This is a genomic window from Nocardia sp. GP40, from assembly GCF_050434125.1.
Classification (GTDB): domain Bacteria; phylum Actinomycetota; class Actinomycetes; order Mycobacteriales; family Mycobacteriaceae; genus Nocardia; species Nocardia albiluteola.
Map to the genome: position 1 here is coordinate 270,430 of NZ_JBNPVW010000011.1, position 21,504 is coordinate 291,933.

Sequence of the window (21,504 nt, forward strand, 5' to 3'; positions counted from 1 at the left end):
AGCCCCGTTGTTGATCACAAACCCGTCGGTTCGCGGTCATCCGCGGTGTGCCTCCGAGCGCACCGAACCGCTGTTGTCCGGGGCCGCGTCGCTGCGGATATCGATGCGCCAGCCGGTCAGGCGGGCGGCCAGGCGGGCGTTCTGCCCCTCCTTGCCGATCGCCAGCGAGAGCTGGAAGTCCGGCACCACCACCCGCGCCGCACGCGCATCGGCGTCGACGACTGTGACAGAGACAACCTTCGACGGGGACAGCGCATTCCCGACGAACGTGGCCGGGTCCTCGGCGTAATCGATGATGTCGATCTTCTCCCCGGCCAGCTCGCTCATCACGTTGCGCACCCGCTGGCCCATGGGGCCGATGCACGCGCCCTTGGCATTCACGCCCGGCACCGTGCTGCGCACGGCGATCTTGGAGCGATGCCCGGCCTCGCGAGCCACCGCCACGATCTCCACCGAGCCGTCGCTGATCTCGGGCACCTCCAGCGCGAACAGCCGCCGCACCAGGTTCGGGTGGGTGCGCGAGAGGGTGATCTGCGGGCCGCGCGGCCCGCGGGAGACGCCCACGACGTAGCACTTGATGCGATCACCGTGCTCGTAGGTCTCGCCGGGCACCTGCTCGGCCGGGGGAATCAGGCCCTCCGCGCCGGTCGCCTCGCTGCCGATGCGCACCACCACTGTGCCGCGGGCATTCATCCGGGCATCGCGCTGGACCACGCCGCCGACGATTTCGCCCTCATGGGTGGAGAATTCGCCGAACGACTTCTCGTTCTCCGCATCCCGCAGCCGCTGCAGCACGACCTGGCGCGCGGTGGTCGCCGCGATGCGCCCGAAACCCTCGGGGGTGTCGTCCCACTCGGAGACGGTGTTGCCGTCGGCGTCGACCTCGCGGGCCATCACCCGCACGACGCCCGTCTTCTGGTTGATGTCGATACGGGCGTTGGGCTCGTGCCCCTCGGTGTGCCGGTAGGCGGTCAGCAGCGCCGACTCGATCGCGGAGATCACCGTCTCCATCGCGATGCCCTTATCGGCGACAATCGCCCGCAGGGCTTCGATTTCGATGTTCATGCCACGGTCCCTTCGGTCGAAGCTGCTGTTGTGTTGTCCCCCTGCATGTCCTGCACCGGCGCACCGGGCGCCGGGCGGCCGGGCGCGACGCCCCCGGCCAATTCCATCTCCGCCTCGCCGGGCGCGGAGAATTCCACCTGGACCACGGCGCGTTCGATATCGGCGAGCGGCACGCGGACCCGGTGCGGTTTTCGTCTACCGCCGAGAACCAGCGCCACCTCGGTATCGGTGGCCTCGCCGACGCGGGCGTCGAACTTCGGCACGCCCTCGGGAGCCTCGGCGCCGGCACGCATCGTGATGCCCACCTTGCGTCCACGCGCCCGGCGCCAGTGCCGCGGCAGGGTGAGCGGCCGTTCGATACCGGGGGTGGTGACCTCCAGTAAGTAGGGGGTCTCCCCGAAATCGCCCGCGTCGTCCAGGATTTCGGAGATAATTCCACTCAGGTCCGCGACCGCGTCCAGATCGGCGGCGGCCTCGCTGTCCACGGTGATCACCACGCGCGCCTGATCCCGGCCCACGGCCGACACGGCCACGCCATCGAGGTCGAATCCTCGGCCCTCGACGAGCGCAGCAACGAGCTGGCTCACCCTTTCCTCGGTCGGCATCGGCATGTGGGGCGGCTCCTGGTTCAGTTGTGGCGCGGTGGAGTTGTCGGTATAGGTCCTGGTGGGGCATGGTCGGCGCGCATCGTCGTCGGAATACTCCGCCGGAGGTCTAGCGTAACGCGCTGCAAGAGTGTAAAGGACCAGCCAACGATCTCCAGTTTTCCGGTGGTCACACCCACCGGCGCGCCCGCCGTCCGAGCCTCCGACATTGCCTGGCACGATGGACGCGTGCCGACCCGTCGAACCATGCCCGCCAGCTCCTCGGACGCGCCGCCCATGGGCCGCACGCTAGACAGACGGGCGCTGCTGCGGGTCGCGGGCGGCGGCGCCTTCGCGGTCGCGTCCCTGAGCGCCGCCGCCTGTACCAAGAAACCCCCGCCGCAGCCGGACACGCTACTGCCGCACGAGATTTCGGCGCGCACCGACGCGGTGTGGGCACGGGCCGCGGCCGCCGCCGCGCCGGACCGGGCGGCCACGCTCACAGTGATCGCCACCCAGCGCACCGCGCACGCCGATGCGCTGCGGGCCGAGATCAACCGGGCCGTCGGGGTTTACGGCGACGCCACGCTTCCCAAGTCGCCCACCCCGGTCGTCACGCCGCCGGCCACACCGGCGCCGCCCCCGACCGTCGCCGCGGTGCGCGATCGGCTCTCGGCCGCACGCAAGTCGGCCGCCGACGCGTCGGATGCGAATACCGCCTACCGCGCCGGGCTGCTGGCCTCGATCAGCGCCTGCTGCGCCAGCCACGTGGAGGTACTGCTGAAATGAGTACGGCCGATCAGCAGGCGTTGACCGACGCCCTGAATGCCGAATATGCGGCGGTGTACGCCTACGGCGTGATCTCTGCCTACGCGGCCGCGGATCGCAACAAGATCATCATTGAATTCACGACCGCGCACCGCGTCCGGCGCGATGCCACCATCGACGCGCTGCGGGCCGCCGGAGGGGCGGTACCGGGCCCCGCGCCCGCCTATCCGCCGCCGTCCCCGGTGAACGATCCGATCCCGGCGGCGAAATTCGCCGTCACCGTGGAAACCGACACCGCCATCGCCTGGCGCTCGGTGGTCGAGCGCGCCGACTCCCCCGACGTGCGCCGCGCGGGCATCGAGGCGCTGTCCGAATGCGCTGTGCGCCTTGCCACCTGGCAGCAGATCCTGGGCACCAACCCGGCGACGATGGCTTTTCCGGGCCGAGCCTGACGGCAGCCCGACGCGGATCCACCCGCGTTGACGGCAGGGTCTGTGCCCCGACGCAGGGCCCACGGCATCGCGGCACGAGCCCGCACAGCGGCGAGCGGAACCGGCCAACTCCCGATCAGCTGAAGCCCCCAGCAACAACCCGGGCACGCCCGCATCGAACGATGCTCAGGCGTGCCCGGAGCTGCGTGTGCCAGGGTCAGTGCGACCCCGTGCCGACACCCGCGCCAACGCCGCCACCGGCGCCGACGTTGATGCTCAGGAGGCTCAGAAGCTGCCGCGGCGGCGAGTCCGCCGCGGCGACCGGGTCAGCCGCGCACCTTGGCCAGCACCGCGGCAACCGCACCGTCGGCCGGAATCTCCTCGCTCGTCCCCGCGAACCGATCCCGCACCTCGACCTTGCCCTCGGCCCAGCCGCGGCCCACGACCAGCACCACCGGCATGCCGAGTAGTTCGGCGTCCTTGAACTTCACCCCCGGCGAGGCGGTGCGGTCGTCCAGCAGGACCTCGATGCCCTGCGAATCTAGTTGCGCGGCAACCTGTTCCGCACCCGCGCGGGCGCCCTCATCCTTGTTGGCGATCACGACGTGCACGTCGAAGGGCGCAACCTCGCGCGGCCAGCGCAGGCCCTTGTCGTCGTGCATCTGCTCGGCCACCACCGCGACCATGCGCGAGACGCCGACGCCGTAGGAGCCCATGATCAGGCGTACGGGCTTGCCGTTCTCGCCGAGCACGTCCACCTCGAAGGCGTCGGTGTACTTGTAGCCGAGCTGGAAGATGTGGCCGATCTCGATGCCGCGCGCGGCCACGAGCACCCCCTGCCCGTCCGGCGAGGGATCGCCGTCGCGGACCTCGGCGGCCTCGATGGTGCCGTCGGGGGTGAAATCGCGCCCGGCGACCAGGCCGACGACATGCTTGCCGGGGGCGTCGGCACCGGTGATCCAGGAGGTGCCGGTGACCACGCGGGGGTCGACCAGGTAGCGAACGCCGTTCTCCTGCAGACCCTTCGGGCCGATGTAGCCCTTCACCAGGAACGGGTTGGCCTTGAAGTCGTCCTCGTCGAGCAGTTCGACCTCGGCCGGCTCGACCGAGGCGCCCAGGCGCTTGCCGTCGACCTCGCGGTCACCGGGCACGCCGATACCGAGGATCTCGGTCTTGCCGTCGGGGTGGCGCAGCTTGACCATGACGTTCTTCAGCGTGTCCGCGGCGGTCACGGGACGGCCGAACTGCTCGGCGATCCCGGCGGCGTTCGCCCAGTCGACCAGGGTGGCGATCGTCGGCGTGCTCGGCGTCTCATGCACCTGCGCCTGCGCCAGGCCCTCGATCGGAAGCTCCGGCGGCGCGGGCGTGACCACGGCCTCGACATTCGCGGCGTAGCCGGACTCGCGGCAGGTCACGTAGGTGTCCTCGCCGACGGGGCTGTCGGCCAGGAACTCCTCCGACGCGCTGCCGCCCATCGCGCCCGAGGTGGCCGCGACGATCACATACGACACGCCGAGCCGGTCGAAGATGCGCTTGTAGGCGTCGCGGTGGGCGGCGTAGCTGGCCTTCAGCCCGGCCTCGTCCAGGTCGAAGGAGTACGAGTCCTTCATGACGAATTCGCGCCCGCGCAGAATGCCCGCGCGGGGACGCTCCTCGTCGCGATACTTGGTCTGGATCTGGTACAGCGTGACCGGCAGATCCTTGTAGGAGTTGTATTCGCCCTTCACCGTCAGCGCGAACAGTTCCTCGTGCGTGGGTCCGAGCAGGTAGTCGGCCTTCTTGCGGTCCTGCAGCCGGAACAGCGCGTCACCGTATTCGGTCCAACGGTTGGTGGTCTCGTACGGCTCGCGCGGCAGCAGCGCGGGCAGCGAGATCTCCTGGGCGCCGATGCCGTTCATCTCCTGGCGCACCACCTCCTCGACCCGGCGCAGCACCCGCAGGCCCAGCGGCAGCCAGGAGTACACACCCGGCGCGATCCGGCGGACGTATCCGGCGCGGACGAGAAGCTTGTGGCTGGGCACCTCGGCGTCGGCGGGGTCGTCGCGCAGGGTACGCAGGAACAGGTGGGAGAGGCGGGTGATCACGGATGCACAGACTAGCCCGTGCCGTCGCGGCGCTGATACGCGCGCCACCGTCTGCGCGCCGCGGGATCCGCGCGGCGGTACCGTCTGCGCGCCGCCGGATCCGCGCGGCGGTACCGTCTGCGCGCCGCCGGATCCGCGCGGCGGTACCGTCTGCGCGCCGCGGGGCTTGCGCGGCGGTACCGTATCCGCTCGTGCTGGTGATCCTTCCTCCCTCCGAAACCAAGTCCGACGGCGGCGATCTCGGTCCGCTCGACCTGGACGCGCTGTCGTTGCCGCAGCTCAGCGCGGTGCGCGACAAGCTGGTCACCGCGCTGATCGACCTGGCCGGCGATCCGGAGGCCTCGCGCGCCGCACTGAGCCTGGGCAAGGGGGCCGATGCGGAGATCGCCCGCAATGCCGCGCTGCGCACCGCGCCCACCCGCCCCGCGCTCGAGCGGTACACCGGGGTGCTCTACGACGCCCTCGATGCCGCATCGTTCACCGCGGCCCAGCGCGCGAAGGCGCAGGCCCGCCTCGCGATCGGCTCCGCGCTGTTCGGGGTGGTGCGGGCGACCGACCCGATCCCGGCCTACCGGCTCTCGGGCGGGTCGAAGCTGCCGGGCTGCTCGACGCTGGCCGCGCTGTGGAAACCGGTGCTCGGGCCCGCGCTGCGCGAGGAGACCGTCGGGCAGCTGACCGTGGACCTGCGCTCGGGCACCTACGCACAGCTGGGCCGGATCCCGGGGGCGGTCACCGCGACCGTGCTGACCGAGCGCCCCGACGGCTCCCGGACCGTGGTCAGCCACTTCAACAAGCACCACAAGGGTCTGCTGGCGCGGGCGCTGGTGTGCAGCCGCGCCGAACCCACCGACATCGCGGCGCTGGCGCGGATCGCCGAGAAGGCGGGCCTGCAGGTGGAAATCGCCTCCTCCACCGAACTGCTCGTGCTGACGTAATAGCCCGGAAGGTCGCCCGCGTAAATTTCCGGTTGCCTGTAATTGAACGGAAATTGGCGCTGCGGCAACGATTTTCGCGAATCACGATAGCGTGCAGGCATTTCCGCAGAGAATGGCACGGAACATATTGCCGCGCTTGGGACAGCCGGGCATTGTGCCGTAAGGTCTGCCACACGCACCGGAAAATGCCGCGCGTCCATTCCCTGTGATGTCGAGGAGCTCGGCGTGGGTATCGATGCCCAACGTGAAGACATGGCCGAACGCGAGGACAAAGCCCTGCGCGAGCTGACCGATCAACTGATCGGCGATTACGCGGAAACGCATTCCGCGCAGCGGGTCCGAACGGCCATCGACAGGGCGCTGCACCGCTTCGATGGCCGCACGATACGCGATTTCGTGCCAATTCTGGTGGAGCGCATCGTCCGCCACGAGCTGGGCGGGGGGCCCGCGGTGGGTATCGCCGAGATCGAGGCCACCCTGGGCACCACCGAGCCGATCACAATCGAACCGGAGACGACCGAACCCGATACAGCCGAGCAGCACAGCACCGATCCTGGCACCGCCGACCCTGCCGGCGCCGAAACCGGAACGGCCACTTCGGGCAGCGGAACTCCCGAGGCGCTCGACCCTGACGCAACGGCCCGTATCACTCCGGATCCCGACAAGTCCGGCACCACCGTGGCCGATCCCGGCGCGACAGTCCCGGGCAAGACAGGTGCGAGTGTGACGGCACCGGATATGACGACACCGGAACCGGCAGCCGCGGTCGAGACAGATCCGGGCGCGACGCTATCGGCCGCGACAGCGCTGAGCGAAACAGCGCCGGGCAAGATCGACCCGAGTGCCACAGCCCCCGACACATCAGCATCGAGTGCCGCAGCACCAGGCGCAACTAAGCCGAGCGAAACAACGTCGGGCACAACGGATCCGAGTGCGACGACTGGCGCGACGACACCGGACGCGACAGCATCGGGTTCCGCGGCCCCGAATGCGACCGCTTCCGATCCGGGCGACCCGCGTCCCACCGAACCGGCACCGACGAACGCCGCGGCCAAATTCCTTTCCGGCGCAAAGGCTCTCGTCGGTCCGCCGCTCACCGGCGGCAAGATCTTCGTTGCCGCGCTGGTGGCGATCGTCATCATCCTACTGTTCTCGATACCGCACGGCACCGGTGGATCGCACCAAACCGGCACCGCCACAGCGGCTTCCGTGACGACCGTGCACGGGGTGGTCGGATCGGAGAAGATTCCGTACTTCAACGATCCGAAGGTGGTCGCGGCGCTGGCGAAGCACGGGCTCGAGGTGCACGTGCAGGCCGCCGGTTCGCGGCAGATCGCCACCTCGCTGGATCTGAGCAAGGACGACTTCGCTTTTCCCTCCAGCGCCCCGGCGGCGGAGCGGCTGCTGCGCGATCACCATCTGACCGCGAAGTACACGCCGTTCTCCTCGCCGATGGCAATCGCGACCTACAAGCCGATCGCGGACCTGCTGACCGCGGCGGGCGTGGTGCGGCCGGGCCCGGTGCCGACCCTGGACATGAACCGCTACATGGACCTGGTGAACAGCGGCACGCAGTGGAATCAGCTGCCCGGCAACACCACTTACCCGGTGTCGAAGAACATTCTGGTCTCCACCACCGACCCGCGGACGTCGAACTCGGCGGATATGTACGTGGCGATCGCCAGCTACGTCGCCAATGACGACACGATCGTGCGCGGGCAGACCGCCGAGGACAACGCGGTGCAGAAGGTGGCGAAACTCTTCGTCGGCCAAGGCTTTTCGGACAATACCAGCCAGGGTCCGTTCGACGAGTACCTCTCCGCGGGCATGGGCCCCACCCCGCTGGTGCTCATCTACGAGGCCCAGTTCGTCGATGCCGCGGTGCACGGGAAGACCACGCCCGACATGGAGCTGATGTACCCGTCGCCGACGATCCTGTCCCAGCACACCCTGGTTCCGCTCGACGACGCGGGTGACCGGCTGGGCCGGCTGCTTTCGACCGACCCGGACCTGCAGCGCCTGGCCGCCGAACACGGCTTCCGCACCGGCGATCCGGCTCAGTTCACCTCGGTGACCGGCGATCACCACATCCCGGTCGCCCCGCAGGTCGTCGACGTGGTCGATCCCCCGGCCTACGACACCCTCGAGTACCTGCTCAACGGCGTCGCGAAGGCATACAACTGAGACCATCAGCGGCCTCGACCTCGGCCACACCAACGAACTGATCCTGGCGTGGTGGCTGCCCGGCTATCCGTCGACAGGGGCACCGGCGCCTGCGAATCCGGATTCGTAGGCGAGGATGACGGCCTGTGTGCGGTCTCGCACGCCGAGTTTGGCCAGGATAGCGGACACGTGGGACTTGATGGTTTCGGCGCCGAGGTACATGTGGGAGGCGATTTCGGCGTTGGACAGGCCGCGGGTCATGTGTCGTAGCACGGTTTGCTCGCGGTCGGTGAGCGCGGCGCGTTCCAGAGCAGCCCGCGCGGCCGGGTTCGCATGCCCTGCGGCCAAGGTCCGTACGGCGGAGGGATAGAGGAGCGAATCGCCTTGCGCGACTGTGCGAACGGCGTTGGTGATCTCGGCGGGGCGAGCTCGCTTGAGCAGGAATCCGTCGGCGCCGGCGCGGAGCGCGCGGTAGACGTAGTCGTCGTGCTCGAAGGTGGTGATGATGAGGATTTTCGGTGGGTCGGGCAGTTCACGCAGGATCACCCGAGTGGTCTCGATGCCGTCCATCAGCGGCATTCGGACGTCCATGGCGACCACGGCGGGGCGCAGCTGTGTGATCAGAGGTAGCACCGCGATTCCGTCAGCGGCTTCTCCGACCACTTCGATGCCGGGCTGAGCGGTGAGGATGGCGCTCAAGCCGGCCCGGGCCAGCGGTTCGTCGTCGACCAGCAGAACCGAAATCGAGGTCATCGCAGCGGCACCTCCACACGAACCAGCCAGCCATTCTCGTCGGGGCCGAATTGCGCTCGGCCGCCGAGTAGTTCGGCACGCTCGCGGATGCCGCGCAGACCGCTGCCACTACCGGGGGTGGCCGATGGTCCGGGAAGCGGATTTCGCACTTGGAGTTGGAGCCGCTCGGTATTCGCCCGCACCGTGACCTGAATCGGCACAGGCCCGCAATGGCGCAGGACATTGGTCAGCGATTCCTGCAGTATGCGGTACCCCTCTCGGGTGACCGGGCCGGGCAGCGCGTCGATCGGGCCTTCGAGGACGACTTTCGTCGGTGCGCCGGCGGATCGCACCGAGTCGATGAGATGCGCCGCCGCCGCGAGCGTGGGGCGTTCATCGGCCGGCGGGCCGGGCGAGCGCAGGATGCGCAGTACGCGATCCAGATCGTCCATCGCGGCGCGGCCGATGTCCTCGACGGTACCCAGTGCGCGAGCGGTGAATTCGGGGTCCGCTGTGGCGCGGGCCCCACCCGCCTGCAGCACGATCGTGGTGAGGGCGTGCCCGATCGAATCGTGCAGGTCCCTGGCGATGCGATTGTGTTCGAGTAGTCGCTCCGTGCGCTCCTCGAGTACCCGCAGACGTTCGGCCGCCGAGGGACCGAGCAGGCGGCGGGCGGCGACGGTGATGAATTCGCCCAGGACGACGAGGACGGCCAGTGCGACCGCGATGGGCACCGGCACCAGGATCGCCCACCACCAATGCGGCGACAGGTCGAACAGGACGTCCCGGGACGGCTCGGCGCCCGCGGCGGCGCGGATCAGGTCGGTGCACGACCATACGGTCCCCACGATCACCGCCAGCAACACTGCGCTGCACACCAGCCGCAGCTCCATCCACCAGACGGTGCGCCAACGGTCCGCCCACGTGGTCGCGGGGGCGGCGGCGATTGATGTATCCGTTCGGCCGCGCTCACCCGGAGTCAGAAACAGCTGCGCCTGGACACCCTCGGCCAGCCGCGACGCGGGCAGCAATCCCATCGGAACGATCAGCAGCGCCGGCACATACGGCCGGCTGTGATCGATGAACAGCCACATCGCCACCACCGCCAGCGGCAGGCACAGGTGAAGTCCGCGGGTATAGGTGACCGCGCGGGTCAGTGGCCGTAGCAGCGCGAACATGATTTCTATCGTGCCAGGACGTGGTGGGGCGACCGCTTCCCCCATGCGGGGGAGACGATCGGCACCCGCGGGGGAGGTTTTCCGCAGTACTCACGGTCAGGCTGGGGTCATGATCACGATCGAGGCGCGAGCGCTCAGTAAGGAGTACGGCCGGACCAGAGCCGTCGACGATGTCACCTTCGACGTATTACCGGGCCGGGTGACCGGTTTCCTCGGCCCGAACGGCGCCGGGAAATCCACGACCATGCGACTCGTCCTCGGACTGGACCGCCCCACCTCCGGCACGGCCACCGTGGGCGGCCACCGGTACGGGTCGGCCGCGCAACCGCTGCGACAGGTGGGCGCCCTGCTGGACCCCGCCGCCGCGCATCCGGGCCGCGCGGCCCGCGACCATCTACTGGCCCTCGCTGTGGGGAACGGGATCCCGGCCCGGCGGGTGGACGAGGTGCTGGCGGAGGTCGGATTGATCTCGGTGGCCCGCAAACGGATTCGCGCCTTCTCCCTCGGCATGCGGCAGCGGCTGGGCATCGCCGCGGCGCTGCTGGGCGATCCGCCGGTGCTCATGCTGGATGAGCCCTCGAATGGCCTGGATCCCGAAGGCATCGTCTGGCTGCGGGAAACCTTGCGGCGCTGGGCCGGTGAGGGGCGCACCGTGCTCGTGTCGAGCCATTTGATGGGTGAGACGGCCAGTTTCGCCGATCACCTGCTGGTGCTGGGACGGGGCCGCGTGCTCGCCGACACCGGCCTGCGGGAATTCATCGGTGCGCATGCACAACCGCGAGTCCGCGTGCGCACGACGGATCCGGCCCTGATGCGAGCGACGCTGGCGCGCAATGGAATCGAACCGGTCCCCGACGGACCGGATCGCTGGCTGATACCCGGCGAACAGGCATACCGGCTCGGACCGCTGTTGTCCGGCGCCGGGGTCCCGATCCTCGAATTGACCGATGAGGAAACCACATTGGAGCACGCGTACCTGGCCCTGACAGCTGGAGAAGACACCTACGCGGCGAGCACGAAGGAGGTCGCATGACATTCACCTCGGTACTGCGATCGGAGTGGATCAAGGTCCGGTCGCTGCCCTCCCTGCCCGCGATGCTGGCGCTGCTGTTCGTGAGCACGGTCGGGTTCTCGATCGTGGGCTCCGCGAGCCTGGGTCGGGAGCACGCGCACAAGCCCGGATTCGATCCACTGCTCACCGCCTTCTACGGGATCAACTTCGGGCAGGCCGCGGCCATCTGCTTCGGTGCGGCCTGCATGGCGGCCGGGTATCGCGGTCAGGGCGAACGGATCTGGCTGGTGGCCGTGCCGCGCCGCGGCCTGCAGTACGCGGCGGGGCTAGCGATTGTCGCGGTATCGGCCGGCGCCGCCGGGGTGTTGACCGGGCTCACGTCGTTCCTGTGCACCCGGCCATTCCTGTACCTGCCGCGGCTCGGACTGGATGACCCGGTGGTGTGGCGCGCGATTCTCGGCTGTGGCATCTACGCGGCCTTCATGGCACTGCTCGCGGCCGGTCTGGCGGCCCTGGTCCACAGCGGCGCACTGGCAATGGGACTGCTCGTCCCGCTCGTGCTGTTGCTGTCGTTCACCCTCGGCGATGTCGGCAGGGGCGCCGCGTCGGCGGAATTTCTGCCCGACCGGGCCGGGCGGCAGGTGCTGCTGCTGCACCCCGAGGGGCCGCTCGGTCCGTGGACCGGATTGCTGATCGCCGCACTGTGGGCCGTCGCGGCCGTCGCGGCCGGCTGGCTGGCCGTGCGCCGCCGCGATCTGTGAGCGGAGGGGTCGTGCGCAATCCGCTCCGCGTCCTCGCCGTTGCCGTGATATTCGTCCTGCTGCTCCCGGGCACCGCCGCGTGCTCGCGCGAGGATGACATCCGGACTGCGCTGCAGCGTATTCCGGGTCTCACGGTAACCCGCGAGCAGTCCGTATCCGATGGCCGCTTCTTCGTCCTCACCTACCGCCAGCCAATCGATCACGATCACCCCGAACGCGGCTCCTTCGACCAGCGACTGACACTGCTGCACCGATCCACCAACAAGCCGATGGTGCTCTATACCGGTGGATACGATCTGAACCCGGATCCCGAGTTCCGCGCCGAACCCACCCAACTCCTGGCGGCCGATCAAATCGTCACCGAGCAACGGTATTTCGGCGCGTCCCGTCCCCGGCCGACGGATTGGACCAAGCTCGACATCCGCCAGGCCGCCGCCGACCACCACCGCATCATCGCGGCCCTGCGCCCGATCTATCGGGCCGCCTGGATCTCCGCCGGCGCCAGCAAAGGCGGAATGGCGTCGATCTACCACCGCCGCTTCTACCCCGACGACGTGACCGGCACGATCGCCTACAGTGCGCCGAATATCACCGACGACGCGGACAGCTCCGCCTACGACCGATTCGTCGCCGCGGTCGGAACACCCGAATGCCGCGCCGCGCTCACCGCTGCTCAACGGGAAATCCTCGTACGCCGCAATGAGATCGACGATCGCCTGAGCACATGGACACGGCAGTCCGGCTATACCGTCGACACCGTCGGCGGTCTCGATCGCATGCTGGAACTGAGCACCCTGCAAGTGCCGCTGTACTTTTGGATGCGCCACGGCCCAGGCGACTGTGCGACCATCCCGCCCGCCACAGCGACCACCGACACGCTGTACACCTGGCTGCGTGAGCTGACCCAGCCGGAGTCCTACACCGACCAAGGCCTGGCGATCGCCCTGCCGTCCTTCTACCAACTCGGCACACAACTCGGCACGGCACGTTTCACGCCACCGGAACTTGTCGGGCAGCTGCGCTACCCCGGCATTCAGGACATGAAAACCTATGTGCCACGACAGATTCCACTCATCTTCGATCCGGAAGCCATGCGGGATATCGACCAATGGGTGCACCGATGCGGGGCGGGACTCCTGTTCGTCTACGGCGAATACGACCCGACCCGCGCGAAGCCGTTCCGGCTCGGCCCCGGCACAACGAATTCCGCCGTGTACATAGCCCCGGCCACCAATCACCTCACCCGGCTTGCGAATCTCACCGGCCCGGATGGCGCGGCCGCCCGCGCAACGCTGACCGGTTGGGCGTCCGGCGAACATCCGGACCCCCACCAACACCAGATCGATTGCAGTCCGCACCGCTTGGAAGCAGGTCCGGCGCACTGAACGTCAGAGTTTCGTCATCGCTTCCTGAGCCTTCTCGCCACCCAGGTGGGTAATGATCGTGACAGGCGGCGAGTACGACCCGAATCGTTGCCGCCCGCACGCATCGAAAGGGAGCGGAAGTGGTCACCGTCGCCGCACGGATCAGGGACCGGATCGAGCATTTCTATGCCGAACGAGCCACCGGCGCGCCGGGGACCAGGCCGTTTCTACACGGCCGCAGACCCACGGCAGCCGACGTGGTGCTCACTGGCAACGACTACCTGGCCCTGGCGGGCGACCGGGATATCGCCGCGGCGGCGGCCGCCGCGGCGCACAGTGACGCCGCCGCGCCCCAGCCCGGCCCGGATCAAAGCATGCTGGAGCGGCGGCTGGCTCGATACATGCACGCCGGCGCGGGCGTCGTGTGCCAGTCCGGCTGGGACGCGAATCTCGGTCTGCTGCAAGCCATTGCGGACCCACGGACGCAGATCCACATCGATGCGAAGGCACACATGTCGCTGCGGCAGGGCGCCATTGCGGCCGGGGCGCCCATCCGCACCTTCCGGCACCACGACCCCGGGCACCTGCGCGCGCAGATCGCCACGCACGGTCCAGGCATCATCGCCGTCGACGCGATCTGCAGCACCAGCGGCAGCCACAGCCCGCTGCCCGAACTGTGCCGGGTCGCGGAGGACACCGGCAGCGTGCTGGTGGTCGACGAGTCCCATTCGCTGGGCGTCGACGGTCCGCACGGGGCGGGCACCGTGGTGGCGCTCGGACTCACCGACCGGGTGGCCTTCCGCACCGCCAGCCTCGCGAAGGCCTTCGCCGGACGCGCCGGATTCATCGCGGTGCACGACCCGGATTTCGTCGACTACTTCCGGTCGGCGTCGTACCCGGCGGTGTTCTCCTCCGCACTGCGGTACCCCGACATCGTCGGCCTGGCGGCGACCCTGGACGCCGTGCGCGCCGCGGACGACCGCCGCACGCGGGTGCACGAGGTATCGATCGCGGTGCGAAAGGCCATGGCGGATCTCGGATTCGACCTGTCGGGCTCGGACAGCCAGATCGTCGCCGTGCCGACCGGGCCCGAAACACACGCGCTGCGAGTGCGCGACATCCTCGAACGACACGGAATCCTGGGCGCACCCTTCTGCGCACCGGCCACGCCATCGGGTCGTACCCTGATCCGATTCTCCCTTCACGCCGCCCTCACCGATCGCGACGTGGACCGATTCCTGATGGCCTGCAACGAGATTCGAGACAAGCTTGGAGCGGCACCGCCGAGCTGACGAATATTCGGATGCACACTCGCCCGCAGTCCCGTACCGTCGGTTCGGCGCTGGGGGCCAACACTTCCCGGCTCAGACATCACTCGCGGGTCCACTTCGGAATCCATCTCGGGTGTGGCGGAACACTTTTCGGAATCGAAGCACGGAGACTGTGCGGGGAGGGAGGCATCATGGCGAAGCTCAATCAGATCATCGCGGTGGAGAAGGGCGTCAAGAGCGGAGCGCTGCGCGATCTCGCCGGAGTGCACGCCACCCTGCAGAAGCCCGCCCTGCTCGCGGGCATCTCCCGGACGTACCAGCCCAAGGACGAGGAGGGCGAGCAGCTGCCGCCGGAATCGACTCGCGTGCAGGTGAAGTCGGAGGATGTGCTGCGCCGCACCGCGGACACGCTGACCCGGCTGTTCGACGTGACCGCGACGAAGGACTGGGCGAACTGCGAGGCCCGGGCGGATGTGACCATCGACGGCCGCACGCTGCTGTCCGAAGCACCCGTCACGTACCTGCTGTTTCTCGAGAAGCAGCTGACCGATCTGCTCGCCTTCGTCAAGAAGCTGCCGGTGCTCGATGCCGCGGAGGCGTGGGTGTTCGACGACTCCGCGGACACGTGGCGTACCGATCCGGTGCGCACCATCCGCACCAAGAAGGTGCCGCGCAACCACGTCAAGGCCGAGGCCACCGAGAAGCACCCGGCGCAGGTCGAGGTGTACTACGAGGACATCGCGATCGGCTACTGGACGACCACCAAGTTCTCCGGCGCGCTGCCGGCCCGGCGCATCAACGAGCTGACCGGCCGGATCGAAAAGCTGCGCCAGGCAGTACAATTCGCACGGGAAGAGGCCAATTCGACGGAGGTGGCCGATCACAAGGTCGGCGCGACCCTGTTCGAATACCTGTTCCGCTGATCGAATCCGGGTTCCGCCCGGATCCATGGAATTCCCCCGCCTTCACAGGGCGGGGGAAGCGCGAGGAGCGCGAAGCTCAAACTGAAGATGAACCTGATTCAGCGGTATCAGTGCGGGTTCGAATCCCGCCCCGGGCAGCCTTCGGCCCGGGTAGCCCAAGTGGTAGAGGCAGCCGCCGCAAGCTCAGACTCTCGCTCCAGATTGAGTATTCGCCGCCGAACCACAGGAGGCTGAGGAACGGGCGACCGCGACGAGGTGCCGGCTCGTATCCGGCTCTCCGCGCTCTCATGCGGAGATGGTCCAACGGTAGGACGCGTCGCAGACCAGCCTGATCCGTTCCCTCCCCCGCAACGTGGTGCGAAATGGGCGGCACGATGGAGCCCGGCGGGCGGCAAAACCGCCGGGCTCCCCTCGCAGCCGCCATTCGCCGGCGGTGGTAGAAGTAGTTTCGTGGACACCGACGGGATGGATCCGGAACTGATCGAACTCGCGGGCCGGATCTTCGACACGGCCCGCACGGGTGATGCGGCCGCGTTGGCCGCGTACCTCGATGCCGGGGCGCCGGTGAACCTGACCAACGACCGGGGCGACACGCTGCTGATGCTGGCCGCGTACCACGGGCATCCGGACGCGGTCGCGGTGCTGCTGGATCGCGGCGCCGACCCCGACCGGGCCAACGACCGGGGCCAGACGCCCGCCGCCGGGGCGGTGTTCAAGGGCGAGGACGAGATCCTGCGCAAGCTGCTGGCCGCGGGCGCCGATCCGGACGCCGGAACCCCCTCCGCGCGGGATACCGCCACCATGTTCGGCAAGACCGACCTGCTGAAACTGTTCGGCTGACACCCGCTACTCGGGGACGCCGATGTCCTCGAACCAGAGTTCGGGCCGCTCGGCGATGAAACTGGTCATCAGATCGACACAGCGTGGATCGTCCAGCACCGTGATCGATACGCCGTGCTCGGCGAGCCAGTCGTGGCCGCCGGTGAAGGTTCGCGACTCCCCGACGACCACCGCGCCGATCCCGAATTGCCGCACCAGCCCGCTGCAGTACCAGCACGGCGAGAGCGTGGTGACCATGATGGTGTCGCGATAGTCGCGCCGGCGCCCGGCATTGCGGAACGCATCGGTCTCCGCGTGCAGGCTCGGATCCCCGGACTGCACGCGCCGATTGCGCCCGCGACCCAGCAGCTTTCCGTCCGCGTCGAACAACGCCGCACCGATCGGGATGCCACCCTCCGACAGTCCAAGCCTGGCCTCCGCGAGGGCCGTGTCCAAGAGCCGGGCCGCGTCGATCATGAAATCCATCGTGCCCTACGCCGTCGGCGTCGTCCGCGACGCACATCATTCGGCCCGAACGGTACCGACGGGACCGCCTCGACGGTACGTTTCGGGTATGCCGCTACAGCCTCAGCGTTGGACGCCGCCGCAGGCGCCCGCACGTGCTCGCGAACCTCATAGTGTGCCGCCGATGCCCGTGCCCCGGCTGCTGCCGCTGCCCGGGAGCAGTCCCGAGGATGTGGTGCTGGCCGCGGACGGCAGGCTGGTCACCGGGATCAGCGGCGGGCCGATCCTGGCCGTGCATCCCGCCGACGGCACGGTCGAGCAGATCGCGCACACCGGTGGGCGGCCGCTGGGCCTGCACGCGGAACCCGATGGCGCGCTGCTGATCTGCGATTCCGAGCGAGGTCTGCTCCGGCTGGACAAGCCGCACGGCGAGTTGGAGGTGCTCGTCGACGAGGTGGACGGCGAGCGCCTGAACTTCGCCAGCAACGTGGTCGCCGACACCGACGGCACGATCTATTTCTCGGCCTCCACCCGGCGGTACCCGTTCGAGCACTACATGGCCGATTTTTACGAGCATTCCGGCACCGGCCGCCTGCTGCGCCGCCTGCCCGACGGCCGGGTCGAAACCCTGTTGGACGGACTGCAATTCGCCAACGGGGTGGTGCTGGCGCCGGACCGCTCCTGTGTGCTGGTCGCCGAGACCGCCGGGTACCGGGTGGCCCGCTACCACCTGTCCGGCCCACGCGCCGGAACCAGCGACTACCTGGTGGAGAACCTGCCCGGATTCCCCGACAACATGGCCCTGGGCAGTGACGGCCTGTGCTGGGTCACCCTCGTCAGCCCGCGAAATCCCCTACTGGACAAGCTTCTTCCGCTACCGGGCATCCTGCGCCGGCTCGCCTACGCGATCCCGGACGCGCTGCAGCCCAAGCCGATCCGCTCCGCATGGGTGCAGGCCTACTCGCTCGACGGCGCCCTCGTGCACGACCTGCAACGCGAACCCGACCACTACGCGATGGTCACGGGCGTCGTCGAACAGGACGGCACGCTCTACCTCGGCAGCCTGGCCGCGTCGGCCATCGCGGTGGTCGAGCTGCCCTCCTGAGCACGGGCGGGCGGGTGCTCGGCGTCGCCTTCGGCGATGTCGAGCCGCGCACCTAGCCGCGCGGCGGCGCAAGGATGTGGACGGCCGCGTTCATGCGGCAGCGCAGGCACATCGCGTCACTGCTGCGATGCGTGTCGAGCATCCACCTGGAGCAACGATGGCAGTGGGTCGATTTCGGCGGGGCGGGAAGCTCGGACAGGCCCATGGCGAGCATGATGATGATCGTCGCCAGAAGTATCACTGCCAGGGAGAACGCCAGGGTGTCCAACACCATGAGGCCTCAGCTCCTCCGATAGTCACCAGCCTGTATCGCCTGTTGCACCCGATCAGCCGCCGCCTCGGCGCCGCTAGGGCTGGTCGACGCATCCGATGCGAGCGCACCCTCCACGGTAGTCCCAACCAGCGAAAACTCCACTCAGGTGGCGAATTTCCCATACACAACTCCAACCACAAATGAGCACTACGCAACAGTTGCATACTGCTTGAAGTGTCCTGGTGATCACATTGCACTCCCCGAACCCTCATCGATCGAGGGAGCCGAAGAACTCGCGGATGTCGGTGACGAGTTCGGCCGGGGCCTGGAGAGCCGCGAAGTGGCCGCCGACCGGGTACTCGTTCCAGCGGGCGATGCGGTGGGCCTGCTCGGCCAGGCCGCGGACGGCGCGGTCGCCTTGGAAGTTGGCTACGGCGGTCGGGACGCCCGAGGGGGCGGGTTTGCTGCCCCAGGACGAGCCCGACTCGCGGTAGATCCGGGCCGCCGAGCCGGCGGTGCCGGTCAGCCAGAGGGTGGTGACGTCGGTCAGGATGGCGTCGCGGGCGATGGGCGTCTGCTCGGTGGCGGTTGGGTCCCAGTCGACGAACCATTCCAGGTTCCAGGCCAGCTGGCCTGCCGGGGAGTCGTTGAGCGAGTAGGCGATGGTCTGCGGGCGCAGGGCCATCTGGGTCGCGTAGCCGTTGTGCCCGAACCACCAGATCTGGTTCGCTGCGGCCTTGGCGCGGTCCGACTCCGACAGAACCGCCAGATCATGGCCGGACCCGCTCGGTGTCGCGGCGTCGGCGAGCGCGTTCAGGTGCACTCCGATCACGTTGTCCGGGGCGACTCGCCCCAGCGCACCGGAGATGAGGCTGCCGTAGTCGCCACCCTGGGCACCGTAGTGCCGATAGCCCAAGCGCCGCATCAGTTCCGCCCACGCCCGCGCGATCCGGGGCACGTCCCAGCCCGAGTCGAGGGTCGGGCCGGAGAACCCGAAGCCGGGCACCGACGGCGCCACCACGTGGAACGCGCGGGCCGGATCCGCGCCGTGCGCCCGCGGATCGGTCAGCGGGCCGATGATGTCCGAGAAGTCCGCCGGTGTGCTGGGCCAGCCGTGGGTCACGATCAGCGGAGTCGCGTCCGGCTCGGGTGAGCGCACGTGCAGGAAATGCAGGTGCTGCCCGTCGATTTCCGTGGTGAACTGCGGAACCTTGTTCAGCCGGGCCTCCTGTTCGCGCCAGTCGTAGCCGGTGCGCCAGTACTCGATCAGGTCGATCAGGTAGTCCCGATCGACGCCGTAGGACCAGCCGACGCCCGGCAATACGTCGGGCAGGCGGGTGCGGGCCAGCCGGTCGTCGAGGTCGTCCAGGTCTGCCTGCGGAATGTCGATGCGGAAAGGCGTGATCGCGGAAGAGGTTTCGGTCATGAGACGATCTTCGACCGCATGTAGGACAGGATCGGTCCTACTGGTGCGAGATGATCGAGACATGCCGGATACCACCCCCGCCCGCCTGCTGCGCCTGCTGTCGCTGCTGCAGATGCATCGCGCCTGGACCGGAACCGAACTGGCCGAGCGGCTCGCGGTCACCACTCGCACGGTCCGCCGCGACGTGGATCGGTTGCGCGCGTTGGGATATCCGGTGCACGCGGTGATGGGACCGGTCGGCGGATATCGTCTTGGCGCGGGCGCGGCCCTGCCCCCGCTGCTGCTCGACGACGACGAGGCAGTAGCCGTCACCCTGGGCCTGCAGGCCAATACGACCAGCTCGGTCGCCGGTATCGAGGACGCATCCGTGCGCGCGCTGACCAAGGTCGAGCAGGTGCTGCCGGCTCGGCTGCGCCACCGCGTCGACATGCTGCGCGGGGCGGTGGTCACCATGTCGCCCCGGCGCGACCCGGCCCCGGCCGTCGACGCCGGCACGCTGACCGCGATTTCCGCCGCCATCCGCGTCGCGGAGACTCTGCGCTTCGACTACACCAGCCATACCGGCGAGCAGGCCCGCCGCACGGTCGAACCACACCGCATCGCGCACTGGGGCGACCGGTGGTACCTCGTCGGCTGGGACACCGGCCGCGCCGACTGGCGCACCTTCCGCATCGACCGAATATCGTTGCGAACCCCCAACGGTCCGCGCTTCACCCCGCGCTCCTCCCCGGACGGGGATGTCGCCGCGTACCTGCGCCGCACCCTGGGCTTCGCCATGTGGCCGTACCGCTGCATCATCCGCGTCCACGCCCCCGCCGAGGCGCTCGCCGGCCGCGCCCAGGGCATCGTCACACCCATCGACGAACACACCTGCCGCCTCGAAATGGCAACGGACTCCTACGCATTGGCCGCGCTGGCAATCGGCATACTCGACCTCGACTTCGATGTCGAATCGCCTCCGGAGTTGTCGACTCATCTCCGGGCGCTCGCGGCCCGGTTCACCCGCGCAACCGGTGCACACTAGCGCCGGAAATCAGGCGTTGGCCGCAACGGAACCCCCGGTGAGCCGCTCGCACTCGGTCCACAGTGGGGAGCGGGCGGACTTGTCCCCGCGCGCCCCGCAGCTCATCGTGGCGACTCGCGGAGCGGGGCGCGGACGACGGATACCATCGGCCGCGTGCTGCGGACTGTGCTGAGCCGGGACTGCCTGGAACTGTGCGTCGAGCGACCGGCGAGGCCCGGGCTGCGGTGGGAGGTCACCTCGGGTCGTCGTCTGTTACTGCGGCAGGACACCGGCGTGGTGGTGCTGGCCCGGGTGGAGACGGACCGGTCCGGGGTGCACGTCGCGCGCACGGACCGATACCGGTCCCCGATTCCACCGATCCGGGTCACACAGGCGCGGCGACTCCCGCCGCCGGGATCAACGCCGGAGCCGTCGTTGTCGTGGGCGCATTGGTTCGCCGGCCACCTGTCGGATAATCCGTTGGGGCCCTTACACAATGGACGCTGGCTCCTCCGCGCCCCGAAGTCGCTGCCGCCGTATACATTTCGCAGCGACCTGACGTCCGAGCATCCGCACGCATATCTGAGCTGGACGCGCGGCTGGAACGGGGTGCTGCCGCTGCGACCGTTGCCCGAGGTCGATGCGGCCCGGGTGAAGGCCTTTCGCAGGCAGGTTCGTGAGCAGGTGCTGCCGCCGGTCCTGCTGTGGGATGCCAGCTGCCTGGACGGGTACGTGCTGCTGGACGGTCATGCCCGGCTGGTGGCGGCGCTCGCGGAAAACGTCACTCCCCCAGCGCTTCTGCTGGGACGCGGCGACACCGACGACTCCCGTTCGGCACTGCTCGACCTCATCGCGGCCGAGCACCGCTCGGTCCTCGCGGACATCGCGCGGACCAAGGGCGAGGACCACCCGGCGTACCGGACATTCGCCGAGCGCGCGCAGCGGCAGATCGCCGACCTGTGCGTCACGGAACCGATGCGATTCACCCGCACGCGTGCCTGGACGATGCCGGGTGGTGCCCCCGCCTGGGATCGACTCGCCGCTGACCTTCACTAGCGCAGCAGTCCCCACTCCAGCGCCGAGGTGGCGCGCCAGGCCCTCGCGGTGACCGCCTCCGGCCTGTTGGCCCGCTGACCGGTCACCACCCCGACCCGCCGACTCC

21 protein-coding genes are annotated in these 21,504 nt (G+C 69.0%); 13 read left to right on the top strand and 8 right to left on the bottom strand.

The window, feature by feature from the left end; translation table 11 throughout:
• Nucleotides 1-36: 36 nt before the first annotated feature.
• On the bottom strand, nt 37-1,065 hold the full coding sequence (nusA, locus tag ABH933_RS30505) for a transcription termination factor NusA (RefSeq protein WP_215922419.1): 1,029 nt from the start codon (nt 1,063-1,065) through the stop codon (nt 37-39).
• Nucleotides 1,062-1,676, bottom strand: a complete 615-nt coding sequence (rimP, locus tag ABH933_RS30510; RefSeq protein WP_429422134.1) for a ribosome maturation factor RimP — start codon at nt 1,674-1,676, stop codon at nt 1,062-1,064. The genes nusA and rimP overlap by 4 nt, the downstream gene beginning before the upstream one ends.
• A 222-nt stretch (nt 1,677-1,898) precedes the next feature.
• Here rimP and ABH933_RS30515 point away from each other — a divergent pair, with 222 nt between their 5' ends.
• Complete coding sequence (locus ABH933_RS30515) at nt 1,899-2,438, top strand: hypothetical protein (RefSeq protein WP_429422132.1); 540 nt, start codon at nt 1,899-1,901, stop codon at nt 2,436-2,438.
• Nucleotides 2,435-2,869, top strand: a complete 435-nt coding sequence (locus tag ABH933_RS30520; protein ID WP_429422130.1) for a ferritin-like domain-containing protein — start codon at nt 2,435-2,437, stop codon at nt 2,867-2,869. The genes ABH933_RS30515 and ABH933_RS30520 overlap by 4 nt, the downstream gene beginning before the upstream one ends.
• 305 nt (nt 2,870-3,174) lie before the next feature.
• Here the strand turns inward: ABH933_RS30520 and ABH933_RS30525 are convergent, their stop codons facing one another.
• Nucleotides 3,175-4,932 carry a proline--tRNA ligase gene (locus tag ABH933_RS30525; protein WP_429422128.1) on the bottom strand — a complete coding sequence of 586 codons (1,758 nt, stop codon included), beginning with the start codon at nt 4,930-4,932 and terminating at the stop codon, nt 3,175-3,177.
• Between the two features lie 191 nt (nt 4,933-5,123).
• Between ABH933_RS30525 and yaaA the strand changes: the two genes are divergently transcribed.
• Complete coding sequence (gene yaaA, locus ABH933_RS30530) at nt 5,124-5,867, top strand: peroxide stress protein YaaA (RefSeq protein ID WP_429422126.1); 744 nt, start codon at nt 5,124-5,126, stop codon at nt 5,865-5,867.
• A 225-nt stretch (nt 5,868-6,092) separates the two neighbouring features.
• Nucleotides 6,093-8,051: a three-helix bundle dimerization domain-containing protein gene (locus ABH933_RS30535; protein ID WP_429422125.1), complete on the top strand. Its 1,959-nt coding sequence runs from the start codon at nt 6,093-6,095 to the stop codon at nt 8,049-8,051.
• A 63-nt stretch (nt 8,052-8,114) separates the two neighbouring features.
• Here ABH933_RS30535 and ABH933_RS30540 read toward each other — a convergent pair whose 3' ends face one another.
• Together ABH933_RS30540 and ABH933_RS30545 are read right to left on the bottom strand one after the other, a co-directional pair.
• The gene (locus ABH933_RS30540) at nt 8,115-8,783 is read right to left on the bottom strand and encodes a response regulator transcription factor (RefSeq protein WP_429422123.1); all 669 of its coding nucleotides are present in this window, start codon (nt 8,781-8,783) and stop codon (nt 8,115-8,117) included.
• Entirely contained in the window at nt 8,780-9,940 is a 1,161-nt protein-coding gene (locus ABH933_RS30545; RefSeq protein ID WP_429422121.1) for a sensor histidine kinase, read from the bottom strand. The genes ABH933_RS30540 and ABH933_RS30545 overlap by 4 nt, the downstream gene beginning before the upstream one ends.
• A gap of 109 nt (nt 9,941-10,049) precedes the next feature.
• Here ABH933_RS30545 and ABH933_RS30550 point away from each other — a divergent pair, with 109 nt between their 5' ends.
• The 6 genes from ABH933_RS30550 (at nt 10,050) to ABH933_RS30575 (ending at nt 16,111) form a co-directional block, all read left to right on the top strand.
• A complete protein-coding gene (locus ABH933_RS30550; protein WP_429422119.1) occupies nt 10,050-10,973 on the top strand; it encodes an ATP-binding cassette domain-containing protein in 924 nt (307 codons plus the stop codon).
• On the top strand, nt 10,970-11,713 hold the full coding sequence (locus ABH933_RS30555) for a hypothetical protein (RefSeq protein WP_429422117.1): 744 nt from the start codon (nt 10,970-10,972) through the stop codon (nt 11,711-11,713). The genes ABH933_RS30550 and ABH933_RS30555 overlap by 4 nt, the downstream gene beginning before the upstream one ends.
• An 11-nt stretch (nt 11,714-11,724) precedes the next feature.
• Nucleotides 11,725-13,098: a S28 family serine protease gene (locus tag ABH933_RS30560; RefSeq protein ID WP_429422115.1), complete on the top strand. Its 1,374-nt coding sequence runs from the start codon at nt 11,725-11,727 to the stop codon at nt 13,096-13,098.
• 119 nt (nt 13,099-13,217) lie between these two features.
• Nucleotides 13,218-14,369: an aminotransferase class I/II-fold pyridoxal phosphate-dependent enzyme gene (locus ABH933_RS30565; protein WP_429422113.1), complete on the top strand. Its 1,152-nt coding sequence runs from the start codon at nt 13,218-13,220 to the stop codon at nt 14,367-14,369.
• A 170-nt stretch (nt 14,370-14,539) separates the two neighbouring features.
• Nucleotides 14,540-15,271, top strand: a complete 732-nt coding sequence (locus tag ABH933_RS30570; RefSeq protein ID WP_429422111.1) for a hypothetical protein — start codon at nt 14,540-14,542, stop codon at nt 15,269-15,271.
• A 465-nt stretch (nt 15,272-15,736) separates the two neighbouring features.
• Nucleotides 15,737-16,111 (top strand): ankyrin repeat domain-containing protein, encoded by a 375-nt coding sequence (locus ABH933_RS30575; protein ID WP_429422581.1) that lies wholly within the window; start codon nt 15,737-15,739, stop codon nt 16,109-16,111.
• A gap of 6 nt (nt 16,112-16,117) precedes the next feature.
• Here the strand turns inward: ABH933_RS30575 and ABH933_RS30580 are convergent, their stop codons facing one another.
• Nucleotides 16,118-16,567, bottom strand: coding sequence for a nucleoside deaminase (locus ABH933_RS30580; protein WP_429422109.1), 450 nt, complete (start codon nt 16,565-16,567; stop codon nt 16,118-16,120).
• A 172-nt stretch (nt 16,568-16,739) separates the two neighbouring features.
• Here ABH933_RS30580 and ABH933_RS30585 point away from each other — a divergent pair, with 172 nt between their 5' ends.
• Entirely contained in the window at nt 16,740-17,660 is a 921-nt protein-coding gene (locus tag ABH933_RS30585; RefSeq protein WP_429422107.1) for an SMP-30/gluconolactonase/LRE family protein, read from the top strand.
• Between the two features lie 52 nt (nt 17,661-17,712).
• On the opposite strand, the gene ABH933_RS30590 is transcribed toward ABH933_RS30585, so the two are convergent.
• Together ABH933_RS30590 and ABH933_RS30595 are read right to left on the bottom strand one after the other, a co-directional pair.
• Nucleotides 17,713-17,934, bottom strand: coding sequence for a hypothetical protein (locus ABH933_RS30590; RefSeq protein ID WP_215922429.1), 222 nt, complete (start codon nt 17,932-17,934; stop codon nt 17,713-17,715).
• Nucleotides 17,935-18,181: 247 nt separating this feature from the next.
• Nucleotides 18,182-19,339, bottom strand: a complete 1,158-nt coding sequence (locus ABH933_RS30595; RefSeq protein WP_429455172.1) for an epoxide hydrolase family protein — start codon at nt 19,337-19,339, stop codon at nt 18,182-18,184.
• 61 nt (nt 19,340-19,400) lie between these two features.
• Here ABH933_RS30595 and ABH933_RS30600 point away from each other — a divergent pair, with 61 nt between their 5' ends.
• Together ABH933_RS30600 and ABH933_RS30605 are read left to right on the top strand one after the other, a co-directional pair.
• The gene (locus ABH933_RS30600) at nt 19,401-20,363 is read left to right on the top strand and encodes a helix-turn-helix transcriptional regulator (RefSeq protein ID WP_429422103.1); all 963 of its coding nucleotides are present in this window, start codon (nt 19,401-19,403) and stop codon (nt 20,361-20,363) included.
• 153 nt (nt 20,364-20,516) lie between these two features.
• Nucleotides 20,517-21,398 carry a hypothetical protein gene (locus ABH933_RS30605; RefSeq protein WP_429422101.1) on the top strand — a complete coding sequence of 294 codons (882 nt, stop codon included), beginning with the start codon at nt 20,517-20,519 and terminating at the stop codon, nt 21,396-21,398.
• Nucleotides 21,399-21,504: the final 106 nt, after the last annotated feature.